The following is a 24,053-nucleotide window of genomic DNA, read 5'->3' on the forward strand; positions in this document are numbered from 1 at the left end:
CATCGAAGGCGGTCCGTGGAATCGCCATCAACCTCGGGATCCATTCAGACGCCGGTGTTTCGTGTGACTTATTTTAAGTGCTTGCCGCAAACTGTAAACGGAATGAAGCAGATTTGTTGGGTTTGAGCCTGCGGGCGCGGTTAAAACGCCGTGTCAACTCATGCGCCGCGGCCCGGTCGATGCCCGCACGATGAGTTGTGGCGGCGGCGCGAGCACCATTGGCGGTTGCTGTTCAGGCGTCTGGATCAAACGGATCAGACTCTCGATCGACAGCTCCGCGACGGTCGCCGTCTGGATTGCCACGGTCGTCAACGCAGGATGCACCTGATGCGCCAGTTGAATGTCTGTAATGCCAATCACCGACACGTCGTTCGGCACCGACCGGCCGAGCGTGATCAACGCCTGGGCCGCGCCGATCGCGAGCAGATCGTTGGTCGCGAAAATCGCGGTGAGGTGAGGGCGGTTCGCCATCAACTGCATGCACGCTGCGTAGCCGGCGTCGATCGAGTCGCGGATCTGCAATATCGCGGCGGCGTCTGTTTCGATCCCTGCCTCGTGCACCACCGCGCGAAATCCGTTGGAGCGCGCATCCTGCAAGCCGCCGCACCCGTCGCCGATCAGCAGACCGATCTCGCGATGACCCAGTTCGAGCAGATGCCGCGCGGCCAGCGCGCCCGCATGGGCAAAATCCACGGCGATGCAGGGCAGTGCGGGCGGCGCTTCAGGGTGTTCCCACATCGCCAGCAAGATCGGCGCGCTGTGCGTGGCCGACGCGCACAATTCGTTGAACTTGATGTCCGTGTTCATCACGAGGACACCGTCCGCGAGTGTGCCGGCGATCTGGTTCAGATACGCACGGCCGACCTCCGCATCATCGTCAGTATTGCAAACCATCAGGAAGTATCCCGCTTTGCGTGCCGCCCGCTCGGCGGCCAACACGAACTCGGGATAGAACGGGTTCGAGATGTTCGACAACATTAAGGCCAAGGTCGACGAGTGGCCCTCCGCCAGCGCGCGCGCGTTCAGATTGGGGCGGTAGCCGAGCTCGGCGATCGCTTTCAGCACGCGTTCGGCCGTCTCCGGGCGGACCTTCTCGCGGTTGCGCAGCACGTTGGAAACGGTAGCGGCGGTGACGTGTGCACGCTTTGCTACTTCGGAAAGGGTGACCATGTTCTATTTATCCCATATTCAGGGAGCGCGATTCAAATGTTGCAAGCAACCGGCGACGTTGATAAGTTTCTGGAAAACACAGCGGAGACACCCACCATGACTTTTTCCCTCGAGATCGAATTTAAGCGATTAAATGCCTGCTGCACAAGAGCCGGCCGTTTATTTTTCACAAAAATTTAAGCGGTTAAATCCAGGAGGCAGCAGCATGGCTACGATTCGTCTTACGAACGTGCAGAAGTCGTACGGTGACCATCCGCCGGTGATCCGGCGCGTGAATCTCGAGATCGCGCAGCACGAGTTCTGCGTGTTTCTGGGGCCTTCGGGTTGCGGCAAGTCGACCCTGCTAAGAATGATCGCCGGTCTCGAAGACCTGAGCGAAGGCGAGTTGCACATTGGCGGCCGCCTCGTGAATGACGTGCCCGCTGCCGCGCGCGGCGTCGCGATGGTGTTCCAGAGCTACGCGCTGTTTCCGCACATGACCGTGTTCGACAACATGGCGTTCGGCCTGAAACTCGCGAAACAACCCAAAGACGTCATCGAGCGGAAGGTGCGCGAAGCCGCGCACGTTCTGCAACTGGACGCATTCCTGGACCGTTATCCGAAAGCGCTCTCGGGTGGGCAGCGGCAACGTGTTGCGATCGGCCGGGCGATCGTGCGCGAACCGGGCGTGTTCCTGTTCGACGAACCGCTGTCGAATCTCGACGCCGCGTTGCGCGGCCAGACGCGTGTCGAAATCGCCCGTCTGCACCAACGTTTCGCGAACGCGAGCGTGGTCTATGTGACCCACGATCAGGTCGAAGCGATGACGCTGGCCGACAGAATCGTGCTGCTGCACGCAGGCGCGGACGCGGAGCGCTTCGGCAGTATTGCGCAGACCGGCGCGCCGCTCGAGTTGTATCACCATCCGAAGTCGCGCTTTGTGGCGGGCTTCATCGGTTCGCCGCGCATGAATTTTATCGACGCAGTGGTCGATTCGATCGAAGCGGGCAAGGTGACCGTCACGCTTAAGGAAAGCGGCGAGCGGCTGATCGCGCACGTCGAGGGTGAGCGTCTTGAGCGGGGCCAGCCCGTCACGCTCGGCGTGCGCCCGGAACATCTGCGGCTCGTTGGCGACGAGCAATCCATTCAGTGCGTCACGGTGCTATCGGAACGGCTCGGCGAGCACAGCTACATTCACGCGGATCACGCGGGCGGCACGCTGATCGCCAAGGCTGCGGGCGATACGCCGATTGGTTCGGGCGAGCGCATCCGCATTCATGTGCCACCTTTCGCGTGTCATCTGTTCGATGCCGAAGGTGTTGCATTGCGACGCAGCGCGTTCGAACCCGAGCGCGTTGCCGCTTGATCGGAAAACCCTATTCCGCCACAGAGCGGGTACATCGTCTGACAGCGGCTTGCTGTCAGCCAACAAGGTAGTCAAGGAGACACAAGATGATTTCTCTTCGCCTTCGCCGTCTGGCACACGCGTCGATCGCGGCCGCTGTGGTGGCCGGCGCACTCAGTTGCGCCACGGCCGACGCGGCCACGCTGAGCGTCAACGTATCGGCGCGCGGCAATCAGCGCTCGACCTGGCAGGACGCGTTCGACAAGTTCAGACAAGCCAATCCCGACGTCGACCTCAAGGTGACCTACGTCAGCGAGGAAGCGTACAAGGTGCAGATGGGCGGCTGGCTCGCCACCGATCCGCCTGATGTCGTGTCGTGGCATGACGGCGAGCGCATGGCGTATTACGCGCAACGCGGCTTGCTGGAAGACCTGTCGTCGGACTGGAGCAAGAACGGCTGGTCGCAGCAGTACGCGTCGGTGAAGGACCCTTCGACGTATAAGGGCAAGCAGTACGCCGCACCGCTCGGTTACGACGCCTATGGCTTCTTCTATCGCAGGGATCTGTTCGAGAAGGCCGGCATCAAAGGCGAACCGAAAACGTGGGATGAGTTTCTCGACGCCTGCAAGAAGCTGAAGGCAAGCGGCGTTGCACCGATTGCCGTCGCCGCGCGCGATAGCTGGACGCTTGCCGCGTGGTTCGATTATCTGGACTTGCGCATCAACGGCAACGCATTTCACCAGCAGTTGATGGCCGGTGAAATTCCGTACACCGATTCGCGCGTCAAAAAGGTCTATACCGCGTGGAAAACGCTGATCGACGATCACTACTTCATCGACAACGCGCTCTCCTACGATCTCGATTCGATCGCGCCGTTTCTCGTGAATGGCAAGGCGTCGATGATGCTGATGGGCACGTTCTTCTCGGCGAGCATTCCGGCATCGATCAAACCGCAGACCGGTTTCTTCCGCTTCCCGGTGATCGACGCGAACGTGCCGATGGCCGAAGACGGTCCGGTCAACGTGTTGCTGATTCCGGCGAAGGCGAAGAACAAGGCCGATGCCCGCAGACTGCTGGCCTTCATGGAACAGCCGCAGATCAACGCCGATCTGGCGAAGGGTTGGGGGACGTTGCCGTCGAACAGTCAGGCGGCGGAACCGGAAGATGAAATCTCGAAGGTCGGTTTCCAGACGCTCGCCAACACCAAGGGCGGCATTGCGCAGTTCTACGATCGCGACATGCAGAAGGAAATGGCCGACGAAGGCATGAAGGCGATGCAGCAGTTCTACAGCGATCCGTCGCAACTCGACGCCCTGCTGGTCCGCCTTGAAGCGATCCGCAAGCGTATCTACAAGAAGTAAGCCACGGAGCGCCAGCGCAGTAGCAACCGCTGGCGCTCGCTTTCGATCTCCGACGAGGCCCGATCATGTCTCATTCCGCAGCGCGCCGCCTACCCGCGGCGCGGCACCGGCACGTCTCTACGACGCGCCGTCATCAGCATCGCGCGGCGCTTTTGTTCCTGTTGCCTGGGTGCGCGCTGTTTTGCCTGTGCGTGGTGTACCCGATCATCAACAGTATCTCGCTCAGTTTTTACAACTGGGACGGCATGACGCCGAAGACGTTCGCGGGCTTCGACAACTACATCGAACTGTTCCATGCGGACACCTTCTATACGGCGCTCCAGAACAACCTGATCTGGCTCGCGCTATTTCTGTTGGCGCCTCCGCTCGGGCTGCTGTTCGCGCTCTATCTGAACCAGCATATCCGTGGCATGCGGGTCGTGAAGTCGCTGTTCTTCGCGCCATTCGTGCTCTCGGGCGTGGTGGTCGGCTTGGTGTTCAGCTGGTTCTACGACCCCGCTTTCGGCTTGCTGCGCCTGATTGTGGGTCATGGCATTCCAGTGCTCGGCGATCCGCACACCGTCACCTTCGGCATCATCTTCGCCGCGCTCTGGCCGCAGACGCCGTTCTGCATGGTGCTTTATCTCACCGGGCTGACCGGCATCAATCCGGAGGTGGTCGAGGCGGCGCGCATGGAGGGTGCGAAAGGCGTACGCCTGCTATGGCACGTGATTCTTCCGCAACTGCGTCCCGCCACGTTCATGGCCGTCGTGCTCACGGTGATCGGCGCGCTGCGCAGCTTCGACCTGATCGCGGTGATGAGCGGCGGTGGTCCATTCGATAGTTCAACCGTGCTCGCCTATTACATGTACGACCAGGCGATCAAGTACTACCGCGAAGGCTATTCCGCGGCGATTGCCGTCGTGCTGTTCGCCATCATGCTCGTCTACATCGTGTTCCATCTGCGCCGCATGCTGCGCGAAGAACACTGATTTCCAGGAGTCACGTGTCATGTATCCGCTTCCCGTCGAACGCTGGAAACCGCTCAATCGTGCGTTATATAAAGCCTCGTTGCCGCTCGCGTTGCTGATCTGGCTGCTGCCGATGCTGGCGGTGCTCGTCACGTCGATTCGCTCGTCGGACGAGTTGTCGCAAGGCGACTATTGGGGCTGGCCCCAGCATTTCGCGCTGATCGAAAACTACGGCACGGCGCTCACGCAAACGCCGATGCTCCACTACTTCGCCAATAGCGTGCTGATTACGGTGCCGTCGGTGATCGGCGCGATCGTGCTGGCGTCAATGGCGGGGTTTGCTCTCGCGACCTACCGCTTCCCGGGCAACACCGCCGTGCTGTTCGCATTCGTGGCCGGCAATTTTGTGCCGATCCAGATTCTGATGATCCCGGTGCGCGACATGGCGCTGAAAGTGGGGCTCTTCAATAGCGTGTGGGCACTGGTGATCTTTCATGTGTCGTTTCAGACCGGTTTTTGCACGCTGTTTCTGCGCAACTTCATCAAGCAGTTGCCGTTCGAGATGATCGAGGCAGCGCGTGTGGAAGGGGCCAGCGAATGGACGATCTATTGCCGCATCGTGCTGCCGCTGATCCGCCCCGCGCTCGCCGCACTCGGCATCCTCGTCTTCACGTTTGTCTGGAACGACTACTTCTGGGCGCTGTGCCTCACGCAAGGCGACGAGGCCGCGCCGATTACGGTGGGCGTCGCCGCGCTCAAAGGCCAATGGACGACGGCATGGAATCTCGTTGCCGCCGGCTCGGTACTCGCTGCGTTGCCCTCGGTGTTGATGTTCTTCCTGATGCAGAAACATTTCGTCGCCGGCCTGACTTTTGGTGCAAGCAAGGGCTGATCGGATTGCCCGTTTGGCGTCATCTATTAAAGAGACTTTCTCATGCAACTTGGTGTTTGCTATTACCCGGAACAATGGCCGCGTTCGATGTGGGCCGACGACGCAAAACGTATGGTCGAGCTCGGCATCACGCATGTGCGGATCGCCGAATTCGCGTGGAGCCGGATGGAGCCGCGCGCCGGCGAATTCGAGTGGGCATGGCTTGACGAAGCCGTCGAAACGCTGGCCGCGGCGGGATTGAAACTGGTGCTGGGTACACCCACCGCGTCGCCGCCGAAGTGGTTGATCGACGCGCACCCGGACGTGTTGCCGGTGCGTGCGGACGGCGTGCGCTGGAATTTCGGCTCGCGTCGTCACTACGATATTTCCAGCGAAATATATCGGCGCGAGTGCGTGCGCATTGTTGCTGCGATGGCGGAGCGCTACGGCCGGCATCCGTCTATCGTTGCGTGGCAGACCGATAACGAACTCGGCTGCCACGAGACCGTGCCGAGCTATTCGCGTGCTGCGTTGACACGCTTTCAGACATGGCTAAAGCGTCGCTATGAGCGCGTCGAAGCGTTGAACGATGCATGGGGCAACGTGTTCTGGAGCATGGAGTATCCCTCGATCGAGGCGATCGGGCTGCCTACACTCACGCCCACGGACGCCAATCCGATCCATCTGCTCGATTTTCGCCGCTTCATGTCCGACGAGGTGGCGAGCTTCCACCGCGAGCAGATCGACGTGTTGCGCGAGCATGCTCCCGAGGCGGACCTGCTGCACAACTTCATGGGCTTCTTCACGACTTTCGATCACTACCGCTTTGCCGAAGGCAACACGATCGACGTGGCCGCATGGGACAGCTATCCGATTGCGCGCACTGAGTCGATCGCGCTGCCTGACGAGCAGAAAGCGCGTTATGCACGCACCGCGCACCCAGATGTCTCCGCGTTCGATCATGACCGTTATCGTGCGATCGGCGCCGGCCGCTTCTGGGTGATGGAGCAACAGGCCGGACCGGTCAACTGGGCGCCGTGGAATCCGGTGCCCGCTAAGGGCATGGTCAGGCTGTGGGCTTACGAGGCGTTCGCGCACGGCGCGGAACTGGTGTCGTATTTCCGTTGGCGGCAGTGTCCGTATGCGCAGGAACAGATGCATTCCGGCCTCAATCTGCCGAATAACGAACTGTCGCCAGGCGGCCTCGAAGTGCAACAGGCGGCGCGTGAAATTGCTTCGTCCGCGGTGCTGTCCGGACTCGGTGCACCGGCGCGCGCGGCTACCGCGATCGTGTTCGACTACGAGACGCAGTGGATGTTCGAGATTCAGCGTCACGGCAAGACTTTCGACTATCAGACGCTGGCGTTCGACTACTACGAGGCGTTGCGCGAGCTTGGCCTCGACGTCGATATCGTGTCGAGCAAGGCCGATCTTTCGCCGTACCGGCTGGTGGTGGTGCCGAGTATCGCGGTGATAGACGATGCGCTCGTCAGCCAGATCGAGCGGAGTTCGGCGCAATGGGTCTTCGGTCCGAGAAGCGGCTCGAAGACCCCAGGCTTTGCGATTCCGTCGAGCTTGCCGCCCGGCGCGTTGCAACGTGTTCTGCCGATGCAGGTGCTCGAAGTCGAAACGCTGCGCCCGACGTTGACGCCCGCGCTTTCGATCGGCGACACGCAAGGCGTCGCGCTGCATTGGCGCGAGCACGTGCGCGCCAATGGCGAGACGACCGTCGACGCGCAATTCGACGACGCGTGGCCGGCAATTCTCACCCACGGAAGGGTCCGCTACGTGGCGGGGTGGTTGTCGCATGCGTTGCATCGCGCGGTGGTGCAGCAGGCCGCGAAGGATGCGGACATCGGGACCCAGCGGCTGCCTGACGGCTTGCGTCTTCGCCGGCGTGGCGATCTGACCTTTGCGTTCAACTTCGGCCCTGAAGACGTGCAGGCGCCCGCACCGGCTAATGCGACGTTTGTGCTGGGGTCGTCACGGTTGAAAACCGGCGACGTCTGCGCGTGGAAGAATACGTAGCCCGTCGCATCTCGACAGGCTTGAGTCAGTAGGCAGCGAGAAGAGGGTGTTGTCGGCGGCAGGCACTACTGTGCGGGTGCCTGCGCTTTGTGCTGTTTTGCACAGTCCGAGGTGAACGCCATGCTGGCCTGATCGGGTGTCATACGCGGCGCGCCAGGGCTGTAGATCTTCTCGATAATGCCGGAGACCGCTTGCCGGTCGGCCTCATTTGTGTAGTACTTGGCCGCCTGATCGAGCGCTTGCGCTTTGGTCTTCTTGTGCGCGCGCCACGACGCCACCTGACCGGCGATATCGCCGATTGCAAAACATTGATCGCTGACGGTTTGTGCAACCGCTTCAACTGCAGGCTGAACGAGGCACAGTGCGAGCACGGCCGATACCACTACGCGTTTCATTACCGGAATCCTGTCGTTAAATGGGCGACGGTGCCAAAGCGATGGTATTGCGCCATCGCGGCAACCGAAGCAATCAAATAACGGCGTAGTGTATCGGGAAGTGGGGCGCAACGCTTTTTTACACGCGCCGACGCGCCCCCTTCAATGCCCAAACGACTCGGCCTTCGCGCCCGTCTCCGCCGCCACATGCGGCCGTGCGGCCTGCTTGATCAGCAAGGCCACGCACGCAAGCAGACCCGCCACCGCGACCATCGCGAAGATGCCGCCAAACGTGAAGTGGCGGCGCGTCAGTTCAGCCACGAGGAACGAACCCGCGATCCCGCCAAAGCGGCCGATCCCCAGCATCCACGCCACGCCCGTGCCACGACCTTGAGTCGGGTAAAACGCGGCGGCCAGCGCCGGCATCGACGATTGCGCGGTATTCATCAATACCCCGGCCACGAACACGATGAACACCAGCGCACCGACATTGCCGACCGCCTGGCCGATAAAGTACACGCTCACCGCGGTCAGCGCGTAGCAGGCCGCGATGATGCGGTTCGCGTTGAAGCGATCCATCAGCACGCCGCACAGCACGGCGCCCACGCCGCCGAGCGGGAACAGCGCGGAAATCAGCGTCGCGCGTTGCGGCGTGAGCCCGGCGTCCTTCAGCAGAATCGGCATCCAGTTGATCGACGCGTAGAAGATCACGAGGCCCATGAAATAGGCAATCCACAGCATCACCGAGCCGACGATGTACGAGCGCGAGAGCACCACGCTCATGCCTTTGCCGCCGGTTTGCGGCGCGGTTTCCGTCATGACGAAGCTGCCGGCCTGCGCCGCGGCGCTCGAAATGCGCGCGAGCGCCGCACGGATCCGTTCGACCGGCTGGCTGTTGGCCACCATGTAGCGGACCGATTCCGGCATCTTCAGCACCAGCAGGATCAGCAGCAACAGCGGTGCGACGCCGCCGAGCAGCAGCACACTGCGCCAGCCGAAGTGCGGAATCATCCACGCAGCGAGAAAGCCGCCGAAGGCCGCACCCAGCGGAAAGCCGCAGAACATCAGATTGATCACGGTCGCACGGCGGCGATCCGGGCAGTACTCGCCCATCATGGTCACCGCGTTCGGCATGGCCGCGCCGAGGCCGACGCCGGTGACGAAGCGCAAGAGGGTCAGGTGTTCGATGCTGTTCGAGAACGACGAAGCGAAGCAGGCCACGCCGAACAGCAGCACTGAGCCGAGCAGCATCGAGCGCCGCCCGAGCCGATCCGACAGCGGCCCTGAGATGAGCGCGCCGCACGCGAGGCCAAACAGCGCCGCGCTGAGCACCGGCGCGAGCGCAGGCCGGGTGATGCCCCATTCGGCGATCAGCGACGGCGCAATGAAACCGATCGCGGCCGTGTCAAAACCGTCCAGCAGGACGATGATGAAACACATGAAAAAGATGAGCCACTGGAACGGCGAGAAGGGATGCTCGTTGATAAACGTTTGAACGTTCACGGCGGTGCTGCGGCTCATGTTGGTCTCCTGACTGCGGAATGCGCAAAGGCTTGCCGTGACGGCAAGCCTTCCTTTCTTTTACGATCGTACGCCGGTTAGAAGCGGTGCACGATGCCTACGCCGGCAGCGCATAGAGGCCGGTGCGCTTCGACAGTGCATAGTACCCGGACAGGTTGACCTGCTGGTACTGCGCCGAACTCGTGATGCCGTTGGCTTTCGTGGCGCGCGTGTCGCTGTGGTCGTTTGTTCGTATAAAGAACTGTGATTCATAATTCGAACATGCGGCACTGTAAGCAGTCTGACAAGGAGGGGCAACGCGGGATTACCCGACTATGGTGCAGATGCGAATCGAATCGGGCGGAGCGGATGGAGAGCGGGAATGGGCAACGGAGACAGCCATGAACAGCGCTGGATACCGCAACGCAAGGTGCGCGGGGAATGGAGCGTGATGGGAGTGGGGCGACGAGCGCCGGGAAGCGGCGCTCGGGACAGTCCTTCAGGTGCTGCTCAGAAGATCACGTAAACCTTTCGCATGGTTTCCTCGACTTCCCAAAGCCCCTCTGTGTTGGCTTCGAAAAAGAGCGTGTCGCCGCTTTCGAAATGGACGGTCTCTTCGTTGTCGGGTGTGAAACGCCCGCGCCCCGCGAGAAAATGCATCACCTCGGCCTGTTTGACCGAGCGGCGGTAGGTGCCCGGCGTGCACTCGAAAATACCGGTGTCGATGGCTTCGCTGCCCTTGATGACGCGCTGCACGCCCGACACCTGAAGCGGCGTTGTACCGGGTAGCCCCGCCGTACCCCAGTCTTCGAGATTTTGCAGATTCACGCTTTGCTTGATGCTTTGTACCTTCATCGTCACGTTACCTTCTGAATGTGCTTGAGCCGGCTCACCGGCCAGGTGTGTTGGTATTGGCTTCGGCGTTCGGCACGGTGCGTTCGATCTTGCCGAGCCGTACCACCGTGACCCCCGGCCGCAATTGCCGCAGCGACGGCATCACCAGCATGCAATTGTCGTAAGGCGTGAGCACCGCTTCGCCGTTCGACCAGCCGATCACCGCGCCGGCATCCGGAAAGATCTCCAGACCGGTATAGGGCGCCGCGAAACGAAAATCCATACTGGTCGCCACCACCGGCTGCGTCACGCGGACGATGTGCTGGGCGGGCGGCAGCGGTGCAAGCCAGCCATCCGGCAGATCGGCTTCGTCGATCACGCCGGCCAGCAGCAGGAAGCGTGCGGTCGTGTCGCGCGCCACGGCAACCGCGCTTTGTTCCCAGTGCTGGCCGCATTCGATCAGCAACGCGTGCTTCGCGCTGTCCGCCGCGCCGAAGCCTTCATAGTCGCGCATGCGGCGGCCTTCGGGATGGCCTTCGTCGCAGATCACGGTGGCGGGTGTGCCGAGACGCACCGCGAGGTCGATACCTTTCTGCAGCGGTCCCGCCACGATCAGCGGCTTGCATTTTTCATGCATCGAATGCAGATCGAGCAGTGCGTCGACCGTGTCGACCACCGGGCGAATCTCGCGGGCCCGGGCCAATTCGCTCGACGTGCGCGACGTATCGTCGAGCACCGTGGCGGTCCATACGCGATTGAAATCCTGATCGACGAAACGGGCCGCGTCGGGCTTCGCGGGATCGAAGCGCCGATAGGCGGCGACGTTCGCAAAGGCGAGCGTGAGGCGTCCACGGCGCGGCCTGAGCGCGCGGCGCAATAGTTCGTCGACGACGATCGCGCCGCACACTTCGTTGCCGTGCGTGAGCGCGTTGATCATCACATGCGGTCCCGGTTCGCCCGAGTCGAACGTATGAACGTAGGCAATGCCCGACGACGATTGTTCGTGAACCGAAATATCGGGGAATTCGACTTCGATGGGATAGGCTTGCGTGCTCATTCGAAACGGTCCTCGCAAAGAGTTGGGGGGGGGCGACAGGCTTAAGCGAGTTTAGCCGCGATAGCCTGGCCGACTTCCGTGGTGTTCGCCTTGCCGCCGAGGTCGCCGGTATGCGGACCCTCGATCAGCGTCGCTTCGATCGCGGCGAGAATCGCGTCATGCGCCTCGCGCTCCTTGCCTTCATGATTGCCGAGGAAGTCGAGCATCATCGCGGCCGACCAGATCATTGCAATCGGATTGGCGATGTTCTTGCCGGCGATGTCGGGCGCCGAACCGTGCACCGGTTCGAACAGCGACGGAAACCTGCGGTCCGGATTCAGATTGGCCGACGGCGCGAGGCCGATCGTGCCCGTGCAGGCAGGGCCGAGATCGGAGAGGATGTCGCCGAACAGATTGGTGGCGACCACCACGTCGAAGCGGTCCGGGTTCAGCACGAAGCGCGCGCAGAGAATGTCGATATGCTGCTTGTCCCACGCCACATCCGGATACTGCGCCGCGATGCCGGCCGCGCATTTGTCCCACCACGGCATGCTGATCGCGATGCCGTTGCTCTTGGTCGCCACAGTGATCTTCTTGCGCTCACGCCGTTGCGCGAGATCGAACGCGAACTTCAGCACGCGCTCGCTGCCGTGCCGCGTGAACACGGATTCCTGCAGCACGAACTCACGCTCGGTGCCTTCGAACATCACGCCGCCCACCGACGAATATTCGCCCTCGGTGTTTTCGCGCACGATCCAGAAATCGATGTCGCCCGCCTTGCGGCCCGCGAGTGGCGAAGGCACGCCGGCGAAGAGGCGCGCAGGGCGCAGGTTGATGTACTGATCGAATTCGCGCCGGAACTTCAGAAGCGAGCCCCACAGCGAGATATGGTCGGGCACGGTATCGGGCCAGCCGACCGCGCCGAACAGAATCGCGTCGGCGGATTGCAATTGGGCTTTCCAGTCGTCCGGCATCATCTTGCCGTGCTTGGCGTAGTAATCGCAGCTGGCCCATTCGACGTGCTGGTATTCCAGTTCGATGCCGAAGCGCTTTTTCACCGTCTCCAGCACGCGAATGGCTTCCGGCATCACTTCGACACCGATGCCGTCGCCGGGTATGACCGCAATCCGATAGGTCTTCGTCATGTTGGTGCTCCTCCATTGGGACGTTTGATGTTTCGATAGCGGTTATTTTATTCCTGCTGTTTACGATTAAAATGACTGCTTTAGTTAAGCCACTGTGCACGAATCGTGTACAAACCAGCGACCTATGAATGCCGTCCCTGCTGCCCCGTCCCCCGATCTTGACGATTTGCGCGTGTTTTGCGAGGTGGCGCGCAAATCGAGTTTCAGCGCGGCGGCGGAGGCGCTGTCGGTCTCCCCGGCGTACGTCAGCAAACGCATCAATGTGCTCGAGACTACGCTCGGTACGCGTTTATTGCATCGATCCACCCGGCGCGTGGCGATTACCGAGGCCGGTGAACGCGTCTACACATGGGCCGAAAAGATTCTCGACGACGTCGACCAACTGGTGGAAGACGTCTCCACCACGCGTCGCATTCCCGGCGGCAAGCTGCGCATTTCCAGCAGCTTCGGCTTTGGTCGCCGCTTCGTGGCGCCCGCGCTGGCCCGCTTCTCCGAGCGGTATCCGCAACTGAGCGTGCGGCTCGATCTGTTCGACCGTCTGGTCGACGTGGGCGGCGAAGGCTTCGACCTCGATATCCGCATCGGCGACGAAATCGCCCCGCATCTGATCGCCAAGCGGCTCGCGTCGAATCACCGCGTGCTGTGCGCGTCGCCCGGTTATCTCGCGCGGCACGGCACGCCGCGGCAAGTCGCCGATCTGTCCTCGCACGCGTGCCTCGCGATCAAGGAGCGCGACCATCCGTTTGGTCTGTGGCGCTTGACGGTGCGCGGCGAAGCGGCGTCGATCAAGGTCACGGGACCGCTGTCGACCAATCACGGCGAAGTGGCGGTGCAATGGGCGCTCGCCGGGCGTGGGATCGTGCTGCGTTCGATGTGGGACGTGCGGCCGTTGCTCGACAGCGGCCAGTTGCAGCAGATTCTTCCCGAGGTCACGCAACCCGCGAACCTGTGGGCGGTGTACCCGGCGCGGCTCGCTCAGTCGGCGAAAGTGCGGGTGTGCGTCGATTTTCTGAGCGAGGAATTCGCGCAATGGAGTCCGCCGCCTGACACAACGGCGGCGGATCAGGCGGGTTGAGTCCGATCGTGGCGTGCGCCCGGCGAGGACTGCATTGAGGCCCCGGTTCTATCGGTCAGAGTTCCAGACGGTAGCCCACGCCGTACACGGACGCGATCGGCTCGCTGTCCGGCCGTGCGCCCTGCAGCTTGCGGCGCAGGTTCTTGATGTGGCTGTCGATGGTGCGGTCGGTGACCACCCGGTGATCCGCATAGAGGTGGCTCAGCAGGTAGTCGCGCGAAAAAATGCGCCCCGGCGATTTCATCAGCAGCGCAAGAAGCCGCAACTCGAGCGGCGTGAGTTTGAGTTCCTTGCCGTCGAGTAGGGCAAGATGAAACTGCTCGTCGACTTCGAGACCCTGAGGCGCCTGAGGCACTTGATGCGAACCGTCCGCAGTCGCAACCGGAGCGGCAGGCGTGGCCCGGCGCAGGATCGCCTTGACGCGCGCCACCACTTCGCGTGGACTGAACGGTTTGCAGACGTAGTCGTCGGCACCGATCTCAAGACCCAGCAGACGGTCGATCTCATCAATACGCGCGGTCAGAATGATCACCGGCAATGCGGAAAATTGCCGTAGCTCGCGGCAGATATCCATGCCGTTGCGCCCGGGCAGCATGAGGTCGAGCAGCATCAGCGCCGGCGGCGTCGAGCGAATGAACGGCATCACCTGATGGCCGTCGTCGAGGACCGTGGTCACGAAACCGTCGAGTTGCAAATACGCTTCCAGCACGGCGGCGAGCTTGGGTTCATCCTCGACGATCAGGATGTGCGCGGGACGCCCTTCAGTCATGTTGTCAGTCTCCTTCCGGCGGAAAACGGGCCGTGATCCAGACACCGCCGAGCGGCGAGGCCTGGGCGCCGATCGTACCGCCATGCGCCGTCACAATCGCGTGGCACAGCGAGAGGCCGAGGCCCGCGCCACCGTTCTGACGGCTGCGCGATTCGTCCACGCGATAGAAGCGGTCAAACAGATGATCGAGCGCGGCCTCGGGCACGCCGGGCAGCGAGTCCTGCACGTCGAGTTGCCAACCGCTGGCGCTCTGCGAAAGCGACACGTGCACGTGACCGTCCGGATCGGTATAACGCAATGAATTCAGCAGCAGGTTTTTCAGCAGTTGTACGAAACGCGCGGGGTCGACCGCGAATGTCGTGTCGGCGATTTCCGGCGTGCAGGTCAGTTCGAGTGCGATTCGTTTCGTCTTGAACGATTCCCGCATGGCCTCGATCGACGCTCGCGCCAACTGCCCGACATGGGTCGGCGTCTTGCGATAGCTGAGCGCGCCGACGTCGCTCAACGAAAGCTCGTATAGATCTTCGATGAGCTTGTTGAGCATGTTCACTTCGGTTTGCAGTGAAGTGAGCGAATCGCGGTTGAACACATGCACACCGTCTTCGATCGCTTCCAGTTCGCCGCGCAGCACCGCGAGCGGCGTGCGCAGTTCGTGTGAAATATCCGCGATGAAATCGCGCCGCGAGCGCTCGGCTTTTTGCAGCGAATCGGCCAATACATTGAAGTCGCCCGCCAGCCGGCCAAGCTCGTCGCGCCGGCCGGCCGGCACCCGGGTCGTATAGTCGCCGCCGGCGAGGCGGTGGGTTGCGTTCATCAAGCGCTTGACGGGCGCGAGAACGATGCGCGCGAGGATCAGCGCGACCAGCGCCGCGAGCACGACGGCAACGCCCGCGATCTGCCAGGTCGAGCGCTTCTGCTGCGCCTGGAATGCGATGTCGGCCGCGTCCGAAAGGGTGTCCGGTCCGTTCACGGCGAGCCAGCCCACGACCTTGCCGGTGTAGACAACCGGTCTCATCGTGCTGCCCGGGGGCGGCGGCTGGCCGGTGCTTGCCACCAGTTCATGGCTGGCGTCGTAGAGCGTGACAGGCGGCCCCTCGGGCGGCGTGTCGCGCGCCATACCGTCATGCTGGGCTGAGGCGGAGGGCGGCGGCAAGGAGGGTAAAGGCGGCAAGGCGGCCGAAGGTGGCGCCCGGTCAAAACGACTGTCGCCGCTCACGACACCGCTCGCCGATACACGATCACGCTCCATGGCGATGTCCGGACCGGACGGTGGCGCCGACGGCAGGCGCATGCCCCAATGCGGTCCTTCGGACGGCCCGGAGAGCGGCCCGAGCAGTTGCTGCACGCTGCCGCTTCCCGGAAAGGTTCGCCAGCCGGGCAGCTTGCCCAACTGCGCCGTGGCGAGTTCTTCGCGCAGGGCGTCGTGCGCGGCGGTGTCCAGCAGCGCGACCCACACATCGGGATGGTCCCGCAGGAAATTCCAGTTGCCGTGCGCGGCGTATTCGCTCGTGACTTTCGCCATGACCGCTTTGATGCGCCCGGCGTTGCGCTCCCGCACATAGTGGAGGAAACCGTTTTCAAAGCTCACGCGCAGGGCGTAACCCATCGTCAGGGAAATCGCGAGGCATGCGACCAATACCGCGAGGAACATCTTCCAGGTGATGCCAAAGCGCATCTTTATCCGCTGCTGCTGCCGCACGCGCGAGAGAAGGGTCCCGAAAGGGCGGCTTGAACGGATTCGGATGGTTTCACTTTGCATGGCTGAATTCTAGATGAATGCTATGTCAATCCGCAGTGGGCGGCGAATCTCCACAACTTCTCCATCCTTTCTTCGTTGTATCTGCGTGTTGTCTGAATATGATGGTACGGCACTTTTAAGGTGGCCTGAAAAAGAGGCCATGTCCGGTGGTCAGTTCCGTCAATGGAGCAATTTCATGCAAGTGTCCTCATCTGTGAACCGCGTCGAGCCGCGAGGATTCCAACCTGGCCGCAAGGCAGCCGCGACAGCCGCGGCTGCCGGCGCCCATGGCAAGGCTGCAAGCGGTGCTGGTGCATCACGGATTCCAGACGTCGTGAAGATCCGCGGTTGCCGTGTTTCCGAGCCGCTCATGCAGCCGTGGGGCGAGTGCTGCCGGATCGTCGAGTGGATCAACCGGAACGGCGAGTACTCCTGCATCGCCGTGCGAGGCGCCGCGACCGTGGCTGAAATCAGGGAGCGCGTGCGCGAGCATCGCAACGGTCAGCGTCACACCCTGACTGACGACCCCGGCACGCCTGCAAATCGCGTGCGTCTGCGGCGCGGTTGAGCGCGGCCTGGCCGCATGGTGCTGACTGTTGGCCGCGTTGCCGAAGGCGGCTTGGTACAGCAGAAAGGGATTGTAATTTAGCCGAAAAACTTCGGTGTCCTATGGCTGTCTGATTACCAGAATCAACTTTGAGCGTTTCCTCTATGCGCATTCTCATACTCGTTCTGGCTGTGGTATCGATCTGCTGCTTTTCGATCCGCCATGGTTTGCACCTGGAGAGCGTCAACGCTTTCGCCGGCGGCAACGGCAGCGCACTCACGGCCGATACGGATGATCTGGGCGGGTGCTCCCCACCTGTCCACTATGCCTCGGGGTTCAGGCCCATTGTTCCTGCGGATTTCCACTACGGATTCGGCGGCCTGCTGGTGGCGACCGGTGACCTGTACGCCGACTATTTCGGCGATATCGACCTGGTCGACGTGATCGACGCCGCGATGACCTTGCCCATCATGAAGCTAGCCGTGGCGCAGGGCCGTAAATAGCGCGGCATGGTTCGCACTTTCTCGCAGCCCACGCGCGGGTAGCGGCTCCGGCGAGGGGACGAACATATAGCCTCGTCCGCGCAAGGTTTGAATGAACCTGGGGGCGGACGGATCGGCTTCTATCACGCTGCGCAAGCGGCAAACCGCAACATCGAGACTCGCCTTCTGAGTTTCCGCCCGGCCTAGCTGGCTGTTGACCATCGAGCGCGTCAATATACGCATCGGATTGCTGGCGAACAGTTTGAGTAACGCAAACTCGCCGGAGCGCAGCGGGATTTCGCAACCGTCCTTCACCAGGCGCCGCGTAGCGAAATCGATCTGGTAACTCCCGAACGAGACCTTCTCGCGAATCTCCGGCGCGTCGCAAAGCGAGCGATTACAGCGTTGCACGGCGCGCTTGATCCTCGCGGTCAACTCGTGCGGATCGACCGGGTCGACGATATAGTCGTCCGCGCCCAATTCGAAAGCGACCACCTTGTCGACGATCTCGCCGGAGCTGCTCAGAATGAAGACAGGCATGTCGTAGCCCGCGAGGCGCAATTGCCGGAGCGCTTCGCGCGCTTCGGTCATGGGCGCTTCGGCGCGCAATAGAATCGCTGACGGACACTCCCGTTCCACCCGGCTGACAAGCTGAGCGGCGCTGTACAGCACTGAAAGCGCGATCTCGTTCTTATGAAGGTGAAAGCGCAACTGATCCCGGATCGCCTGATCCGGTTCGACTACGAGAAGGCTGATCGTCATCAATCTGCATTACCTCCCAACCGGAATCGACGCTTGAAATCCGCGCGACGTTCACGTTCAGCCATTTCAACCATCCGCTGCTTCGGACCGACCTATCGAACTCAGAAGCGGACCGCCGTACGCGATCGCCCTGATGATCAGCGAATCATAGGGATCAATGTCGGAGCAACGATGGTGAAATTGAGGAGACTTTGTGAAAACGGAGCGGGGGAGGCTGCGGCGCGTTGAAGCGGGCCGCGAACCGGTTCAACTCGGCTGGATGCCCGGCGCGATTGACCGGCCGTTGAGATGCCCGCGGTCCTCATGCAGCAACCGCGAGCGTTGTTCCTGACTAGAACGATGTGCCGATCTGGAACTGGAATACCTGGTACTTGTCGGTGGCGTGTCTCACCACCGGGAAGCCAAGCGACAGCTTGAGTGGGCCGATCGGCGAGATCCACTCGAGACCCGCGCCGTAGCTGTAGCGCAATCCGTTGGCGCCTGTGCTGTTGCCTTCGCTGCCCCAGACGTTGCCCGCATCCAGGAAGGTGAAGACACGCAGCGTCCGGTCCCAGCCGGTGCCCGGCAGCGGGACCGTCATCTCGACATTGGCGACCACCATGCGCGAGCCGCCGATCGGGTCGCCGGTCGTCTGGTCGGTCGGTCCGAGCGACCCCGCTTCGTAGCCGCGCACCGAGCCGATACCCCCCGCGTAGTAATTCTTGAAGATCGGATACGCTTTTCCGGCAAAACCATTGCCGTAGCCACCTTGAAGATTCAGGCCGAGAATGAAGCCGCGCGCGAACGAATAGTAATACTGCGCCTGCACGTCGCCCTTGTAGTACTGGGTGCCGCCAAGCGGCGTGCCCACCTCGCCATTGGTTTGCAGGAAATAGCCCCGGCTCGGCACCAATGCACTGTCGCGATCGTCACGCGCCCAGCCCACGGTGAGCGGCACGTTGTTGACCACGTGGCCGAATTCGGCCACGTAATCCTGATAGCTTTGCGGCGTGGAGGAATCGATGTCCAGCCGGTTCTGTTCCAGGCCGACGCCGAAATAGACGGTGTCGGCTTCGGAGAACGGAATGCCGAATTTCAGATCCGCGCCGACCGTGATGATCCGGAAACTCGTGTCGCTAAAGTTGTAGAGAGGGTACGTGGTGCGGTAGTAGACATCGGTGATCCTTTTGATGCCGTCCACGGTGAAGTAGGGATCGGTTTGCGTCACCGTCAACGTGCGGTAGGTACTCGCGGTGTTCACGTTCAACGCGAGGCTGGTGCCCGAGCCAAATACGTTGTCCTGCGATATGCCCGCCGAGAGCACCACTTTGTCCGTTGACGAAAAACCCGCGCCGAGCGTAATCGCACCGGTCGGCTTTTCAGACACCTTGACGTCGATATCGACCTGGTCCGGGGTGCCTTCAACCGGCACCGTCGTCACGTCGACATCGGTAAAGTAGCCCAGACGGTTGACGCGGTCTTTCGACAGCGCGAGGCGGTTCGAGTCGAACCACGAACTTTCGAGCTGGCGCATTTCGCGGCGAATCACCTCGTCACGGGTGCGCGTATTGCCGACCACGTTGATATGACGCACGTACACGCGGCGGCTCGGGTCCACCTGCAGCGTCAGGTCGACCTTGTGGTGTTCCTGATCGATCTGCGGCTGTGCGTTGACGGTGGCGAACGCATAGCCGTACTCGCCGAGTCTGTCGACGATGGCCTTCGTGGTGGCCTGAAGCTTTTCAGCGGAGAAGCGTTCGCCAGGTTTGATATTCACCAGTTTCGCCAGCTCCGGCTCGCGATCGAGCAGATTGCCCGCGAGCTTGATCGACGAAACCGTGTACGGCTCGCCTTCATGCAGCGTGAGCGTCAGATACATCTCCTTCTTGTCCGGCGTAAGCGAGACCTGAGTCGACTCGATGTTGAACTCCAGGTAGCCACGATTCAGGTAGTACGAGCGAATGTGCTCCAGGTCCCCGGTGAGCTTGTCTTTCGCGTACAGGTCGTTTTTCGTGTACCAGGAGAACCAGTTCGGCGTGGACATCTCCATTTCGTCGCGCAGGATGTCCGTGCTGAATACCGTATTGCCGATGAAGTTGATCTGGCGAATCTTCGCACTCGGGCCTTCCGCGACCGAGAACAGAATGGCCACCCGGTTGCGATCGATCGGCGTGATCGTGGTGGTGACTTCGGCGGCGTAGTAGCCGCGCGTCAGGTACTGGCGCTTCAGTTCCTGCTCGGCCTTGTCGACCAGTTCCTTGTCGTAATAGCGGCCTTGCGAAAGCCCGACCGAATTGAGCGCCTTGGTCAGGTTCTCCTTGTCGAATTCATGAATGCCGGCGAAGTCGATCGTGCCCACTGCCGGACGTTCCTGAACCTGAACGACGACGGTACTGCCTTCGGTCGAGATCCTGACGTCGTTGAAGAAACCCGTGGCATAGAGCGCACGAATGGCCTCGGAAGCCTTGTCGTCGCTAAACGTGCTGCCCTGCTTGATGGGCAGATAGGCAAACAGGGTGCCGGGTTCGATGCGTTTGAGCCCTTCGATCCGGATGTCCTGCACGATGAACGGTTGTGCCGCGTGAGCCGTCCCGGCTGTCAGCGTGATGCCGGCGAGCGAGAGCGCACCCGCGATACGGCTCGTTAATGCTTGAAGATTCATCTTGGGGTTCTGTCCTGATGCAGCGCGCGAAGCGCAAACAAGAACGCTCGACAGCGAGCGATGCATTCGAAACGACGTTCCGTGGCTCTGGAAAGCGCGAAGTATAGGAGCGTGTTTCCCTGCTATCTGTTACGGAAAACTTTCCGCCCATTAGGGTTGCTAACGTGTGTATCGCGCCGGTTGCTCAGGCTGGCGCGGATTAACATGCAAGGGTGGAAATAATGCGTTACAGATCCAAAGGAAGCGTAGGGCGCGCGTAACCTGACGCGATTCTTGCGCTGCTATCGTCAAATGGTCGGCTTTTGCTACCTGCGTAGCACCATTTGGAGAACGGGTCATGATCGAATTTCTTTCACCAGCGATTCTTGAGGCTGTCTTGCGCGTCAGCTCTTCGCCGATCTTCTCGGCACGCCTCGCCATGGCGTCGAAGCGCATGCTGCGCGACGTGCCCGGCAACACGGCCAGTACCGCGCAGGGGCGGCCCGTGACCTACGCCGCAAACTCACAGGAGGGCGCACGCCGTGTCTGATCCGTCGACCTTCATGCTGAATTCGATCACCGATATGCAGCTCACCGCAGATGGGCAATATCTGCTGATACACGGCAATCAACCCACCGCGGCGCTTCACCGTTCGGTGCTCAATGACCTGCTGGTGGCGCTCCCCAATGCAATCGAGCACGCCGACCGCGTGATTCATAACAATCAGGAGATGGGCTTCGCGCTGCACTGCCAGGGCTGGGAAGTCGGCAGATTGCACGGCATGGAAATGGTGGTGATCCGTTTCCGCTTATCCGGCAGTGCGGGGCTTTCGTTTTCCTTGCCCGCGGAGCAGATTCCGCATCTGCTGCAGGCGCTGGGCGGCGCAGCGAACGCGGCAAGCGCGGCGAGTCCTCACTCTCACGACGTCACGCTCCAATAGCGCCGCGCTCGCCACGCGCACCACGCGCACCAGCCGCGGTTCATCCTGCCTCAGGTCAGGGCTTCTGTTCGCCTTGATGCGTCCGTCATCCTTTCCGATCCTTACCTGTTTTGATACTACGCGGTGTATTTCGACGCCTACGCTTCAGGCCTCTCGTTTCGTTCATGCTGGGTGCGGCTGGATGCGTGCCGCTTGCCGGATATGCACAACTGGCCGGCGTATCCGCGATTCCGGAACCGCTCGACGGCGTCTGGGGCTTGCGGCTCGATCCGCAACTGACGGAACATCCCTTACGGGCGGGCGATAAGCCCGCTACTTCCGCTATCGCCGATTCGATCACCACTACGACCGGCACGGACGTCTCGCTGAAAGGACACGCGCAATTGCGGCGTGACGCGTCGAGCGTCGCAGGCGATGCGCTGCACTACGACGTCGACACCGATAAGGTCGATGCGTATGGGCACGTGCAACTGGTCGACGACGGTAATGTGTTCAAAGGTCCGGACGCGCATTTTTACGTCGACGCGAATGAAGGCACCATCAGCGTGCCCAAATACCGGTTTCATCTGACAGGCGGCTGGGGTAGCGCTGAGCGTGCGGATCTGCTCGACAACGAGCGCACGGTTGTTCATCACGGGACGTACAGCACCTGCCAATGCGAGTCGGACCCTGCGTGGTATCTGAAGGCCTCGGAGTTCGATATGGATACCGGCAACGACGAAGGGATCGCACACAACGGCGTGCTGTTTTTCCAGGGCGTGCCGCTGCTGGCGAGCCCGTGGTTATCGTTTCCGTTGTCCGGCGCGCGGCGCAGCGGTTTCCTGCCGCCCACGTTCTCGATCAGTTCGACCAACGGCGTCGACGTCGAGTTGCCGTATTACTTCAACCTCGCGCCGAACTACGATCTCACGCTGACGCCGCGCATCATGTCGAAACGAGGCGAGATGTTGACGGCGGACTATCGCTACCTGCAACCCAACGATTCGGGGTCGATCTCGCTCGCGTGGCTGCCGCACGATGAGATCACCAAAACCGACCGCTATTCGATTGCGCTGAATCAGAACTGGAACCTCGGCTCGGGCTTTGGCGCCTACGTCAACTACAACCGGGTGTCGGACTCGGCGGTGGTCACCGATCTTTCCTCGGGCGTCGCGTTTCCGACGGGCTCCACCACGCTGTATCAGCAGGAAGCGGGTTTGACTTACTCCAACGGGCCGTGGAGCGTGCTGGCCCGCGAGCAACGCTGGCAGGCTTTCACGAGCGACTCGACCTATAACCGCGAACCGCAAGTCAATGTCAAGTACGCGCGCTATAACGTAGGGGGTTTCGACTTCGGTGCCGAAACGGATGCGACACGCTTCACGATTTCGACGGCGGATGCGACGCAAGGCAGCCGCTTCGTTTTCAACCCTTACGTCAGCTATCCGATTGAACGCCCTGGCTGGTTCATCACGCCGAAGCTCGCATGGCATTTCGCCGCGTATGACCTGACGACGATAGGATCGGATGCGCCTGCCGGTCAGCCGAAAACATTCGACATCAACGTGCCGACCTTCAGTCTCGATTCGGGCATGCGCTTCGAACGCAACGTGCGGCTCTTCGGGCAGTCGTACATCCAGACGCTCGAACCGCGGCTGTTCTATGTGTACACGCCTTATCGCAATCAGTCGTTCGCGCCGTTGTTCGATACGGCGACGGCCGATTTCGGGCTGGCGGAACTGTTCATGCCCAACAGCTTTGTGGGCAACGACCGGGTGTCCGATGCCAACCGCCTCACGGCGGCGCTCACAACGCGCTTCATCGATCCTGCGAGCGGTGATGAGCGGGCCCGTTTTGTTCTTGCGGAGCAGTACGACTTTCGCACGCCACAGGTGACCCTCAACCCCGGCGATCCGATTGGCACCGTTGCGCGCACGAGTGTGATTGGCGGCGCGTCGTACAAACTGGGCCAGGGTTTTTCAGCGGAACAGGCCGTGGAGTACAGCCAGGCCAATCACTATCTCTCGAATGCGGAGCTTGGTTTTGGCTGGTCGCCTGCTGCGCGGCAGGTGTTGAATGTCGCGTATCGCTATACGCGCGCCAACAGCACGCTCGACTATCAGCCGGTCAATCAGTTCATCGTCTCCAAGCAATGGCCGCTCATGCACAATGTGGTCAGTGTGGCGCGGGTCAATTACGACATGAGCGCGCATCGGCTGATCGCAGGCTTGCTGGGGCTTCAGTACGATGCGGACTGCTGGTCGCTCGGCGTGGCGTTCGAGAAGTACACCAACGCCACCTCGACCACGGAGCCCAGCACCGGCACGCGTGTGCTGATGCAACTCCAGCTCAAGGGTTTTTCGCAGGTTGATAACGGCTTGCTCAATCAGTTCCGCGCGAATGTACCGGGTTATACCCCGGCGACGACGGAAAGCGAGCCGACTTCCCGTTTTAGCGACTATCCGTAACGGGCGTGGGGGGGGGGGGGGGGGGGGGGGGCCCCCCCCCCCGCGGGGGGGGGGCGGCGGCCCCGCGTGGCGGGGGCGG

21 protein-coding genes and 1 pseudogene are annotated in these 24,053 nt (G+C 61.7%); 11 read left to right on the forward strand and 11 right to left on the reverse strand.

Annotated elements, in window-relative coordinates:
- Positions 1–153: 153 nt before the first annotated feature.
- The gene (locus tag PQR67_RS18425) at positions 154–1,170 is read right to left on the reverse strand and encodes a LacI family DNA-binding transcriptional regulator (RefSeq protein WP_408462094.1); all 1,017 of its coding nucleotides are present in this window, start codon (positions 1,168–1,170) and stop codon (positions 154–156) included.
- A gap of 205 nt (positions 1,171–1,375) precedes the next feature.
- Between PQR67_RS18425 and PQR67_RS18430 the strand changes: the two genes are divergently transcribed.
- From PQR67_RS18430 to PQR67_RS18450, 5 genes are all read left to right on the forward strand, one after another.
- A complete protein-coding gene (locus PQR67_RS18430) occupies positions 1,376–2,515 on the forward strand; it encodes an ABC transporter ATP-binding protein (RefSeq protein WP_408462097.1) in 1,140 nt (379 codons plus the stop codon).
- A gap of 86 nt (positions 2,516–2,601) precedes the next feature.
- Positions 2,602–3,855, forward strand: coding sequence for an ABC transporter substrate-binding protein (locus PQR67_RS18435; RefSeq protein ID WP_408462100.1), 1,254 nt, complete (start codon positions 2,602–2,604; stop codon positions 3,853–3,855).
- 65 nt (positions 3,856–3,920) lie between these two features.
- Positions 3,921–4,826 carry a carbohydrate ABC transporter permease gene (locus tag PQR67_RS18440; RefSeq protein ID WP_408462103.1) on the forward strand — a complete coding sequence of 302 codons (906 nt, stop codon included), beginning with the start codon at positions 3,921–3,923 and terminating at the stop codon, positions 4,824–4,826.
- A gap of 19 nt (positions 4,827–4,845) precedes the next feature.
- Positions 4,846–5,697: a carbohydrate ABC transporter permease gene (locus PQR67_RS18445; protein ID WP_408462106.1), complete on the forward strand. Its 852-nt coding sequence runs from the start codon at positions 4,846–4,848 to the stop codon at positions 5,695–5,697.
- A gap of 42 nt (positions 5,698–5,739) precedes the next feature.
- Positions 5,740–7,704 carry a beta-galactosidase gene (locus PQR67_RS18450; protein WP_408462109.1) on the forward strand — a complete coding sequence of 655 codons (1,965 nt, stop codon included), beginning with the start codon at positions 5,740–5,742 and terminating at the stop codon, positions 7,702–7,704.
- A 65-nt stretch (positions 7,705–7,769) separates the two neighbouring features.
- On the opposite strand, the gene PQR67_RS18455 is transcribed toward PQR67_RS18450, so the two are convergent.
- From PQR67_RS18455 to PQR67_RS18480, 6 genes and pseudogenes are all read right to left on the reverse strand, one after another.
- Complete coding sequence (locus tag PQR67_RS18455; protein ID WP_408462112.1) at positions 7,770–8,099, reverse strand: hypothetical protein; 330 nt, start codon at positions 8,097–8,099, stop codon at positions 7,770–7,772.
- A 141-nt stretch (positions 8,100–8,240) separates the two neighbouring features.
- Positions 8,241–9,599, reverse strand: a complete 1,359-nt coding sequence (locus PQR67_RS18460) for an MFS transporter (protein ID WP_408462115.1) — start codon at positions 9,597–9,599, stop codon at positions 8,241–8,243.
- A 100-nt stretch (positions 9,600–9,699) separates the two neighbouring features.
- Positions 9,700–9,819: pseudogene (locus PQR67_RS18465) on the reverse strand (porin); the annotation flags it as partial.
- Positions 9,820–10,088: 269 nt separating this feature from the next.
- Complete coding sequence (locus PQR67_RS18470; RefSeq protein WP_408462118.1) at positions 10,089–10,433, reverse strand: cupin domain-containing protein; 345 nt, start codon at positions 10,431–10,433, stop codon at positions 10,089–10,091.
- A 34-nt stretch (positions 10,434–10,467) separates the two neighbouring features.
- On the reverse strand, positions 10,468–11,469 hold the full coding sequence (locus PQR67_RS18475) for a M14 family metallopeptidase (RefSeq protein ID WP_408462121.1): 1,002 nt from the start codon (positions 11,467–11,469) through the stop codon (positions 10,468–10,470).
- A 41-nt stretch (positions 11,470–11,510) separates the two neighbouring features.
- Positions 11,511–12,593: a tartrate dehydrogenase gene (locus PQR67_RS18480; protein ID WP_408462124.1), complete on the reverse strand. Its 1,083-nt coding sequence runs from the start codon at positions 12,591–12,593 to the stop codon at positions 11,511–11,513.
- A gap of 124 nt (positions 12,594–12,717) precedes the next feature.
- On the opposite strand from PQR67_RS18480, the gene PQR67_RS18485 reads away from it, so the two are divergent.
- Positions 12,718–13,668 carry a LysR substrate-binding domain-containing protein gene (locus tag PQR67_RS18485; protein WP_408462127.1) on the forward strand — a complete coding sequence of 317 codons (951 nt, stop codon included), beginning with the start codon at positions 12,718–12,720 and terminating at the stop codon, positions 13,666–13,668.
- A gap of 55 nt (positions 13,669–13,723) precedes the next feature.
- Here the strand turns inward: PQR67_RS18485 and PQR67_RS18490 are convergent, their stop codons facing one another.
- The gene (locus PQR67_RS18490; protein WP_408462130.1) at positions 13,724–14,437 is read right to left on the reverse strand and encodes a response regulator; all 714 of its coding nucleotides are present in this window, start codon (positions 14,435–14,437) and stop codon (positions 13,724–13,726) included.
- Between the two features lie 4 nt (positions 14,438–14,441).
- A complete protein-coding gene (locus PQR67_RS18495; protein ID WP_408462133.1) occupies positions 14,442–16,112 on the reverse strand; it encodes an ATP-binding protein in 1,671 nt (556 codons plus the stop codon).
- 259 nt (positions 16,113–16,371) lie between these two features.
- Here PQR67_RS18495 and PQR67_RS18500 point away from each other — a divergent pair, with 259 nt between their 5' ends.
- Both PQR67_RS18500 and PQR67_RS18505 read left to right on the forward strand, forming a co-directional pair.
- Positions 16,372–16,743, forward strand: a complete 372-nt coding sequence (locus PQR67_RS18500; RefSeq protein WP_408462136.1) for a DUF2866 domain-containing protein — start codon at positions 16,372–16,374, stop codon at positions 16,741–16,743.
- A 143-nt stretch (positions 16,744–16,886) separates the two neighbouring features.
- Positions 16,887–17,225, forward strand: a complete 339-nt coding sequence (locus PQR67_RS18505) for a hypothetical protein (protein WP_408462139.1) — start codon at positions 16,887–16,889, stop codon at positions 17,223–17,225.
- On the opposite strand, the gene PQR67_RS18510 is transcribed toward PQR67_RS18505, so the two are convergent.
- Positions 17,199–17,966, reverse strand: a complete 768-nt coding sequence (locus PQR67_RS18510; RefSeq protein WP_408462142.1) for a winged helix-turn-helix domain-containing protein — start codon at positions 17,964–17,966, stop codon at positions 17,199–17,201. The two genes, PQR67_RS18505 and PQR67_RS18510, sit on opposite strands and share 27 nt — an antisense overlap.
- 331 nt (positions 17,967–18,297) lie before the next feature.
- Positions 18,298–20,607: an outer membrane protein assembly factor BamA gene (gene bamA, locus PQR67_RS18515; RefSeq protein ID WP_408462144.1), complete on the reverse strand. Its 2,310-nt coding sequence runs from the start codon at positions 20,605–20,607 to the stop codon at positions 18,298–18,300.
- A 337-nt stretch (positions 20,608–20,944) separates the two neighbouring features.
- Here bamA and PQR67_RS18520 point away from each other — a divergent pair, with 337 nt between their 5' ends.
- The 3 genes from PQR67_RS18520 (at position 20,945) to PQR67_RS18530 (ending at position 23,974) form a co-directional block, all read left to right on the forward strand.
- Positions 20,945–21,136 (forward strand): hypothetical protein, encoded by a 192-nt coding sequence (locus tag PQR67_RS18520; RefSeq protein WP_408462146.1) that lies wholly within the window; start codon positions 20,945–20,947, stop codon positions 21,134–21,136.
- Positions 21,129–21,527 (forward strand): hypothetical protein, encoded by a 399-nt coding sequence (locus PQR67_RS18525; protein WP_408462149.1) that lies wholly within the window; start codon positions 21,129–21,131, stop codon positions 21,525–21,527. Before PQR67_RS18520 ends, PQR67_RS18525 begins: the two co-directional genes overlap by 8 nt.
- Before the next feature lie 164 nt (positions 21,528–21,691).
- Positions 21,692–23,974: an LPS-assembly protein LptD gene (locus PQR67_RS18530; RefSeq protein WP_408462151.1), complete on the forward strand. Its 2,283-nt coding sequence runs from the start codon at positions 21,692–21,694 to the stop codon at positions 23,972–23,974.
- Positions 23,975–24,053: the final 79 nt, after the last annotated feature.

Source organism: Paraburkholderia fungorum, assembly GCF_046026025.1.
In the GTDB taxonomy this organism is placed as follows: Bacteria; Pseudomonadota; Gammaproteobacteria; order Burkholderiales; family Burkholderiaceae; genus Paraburkholderia; species Paraburkholderia fungorum_E.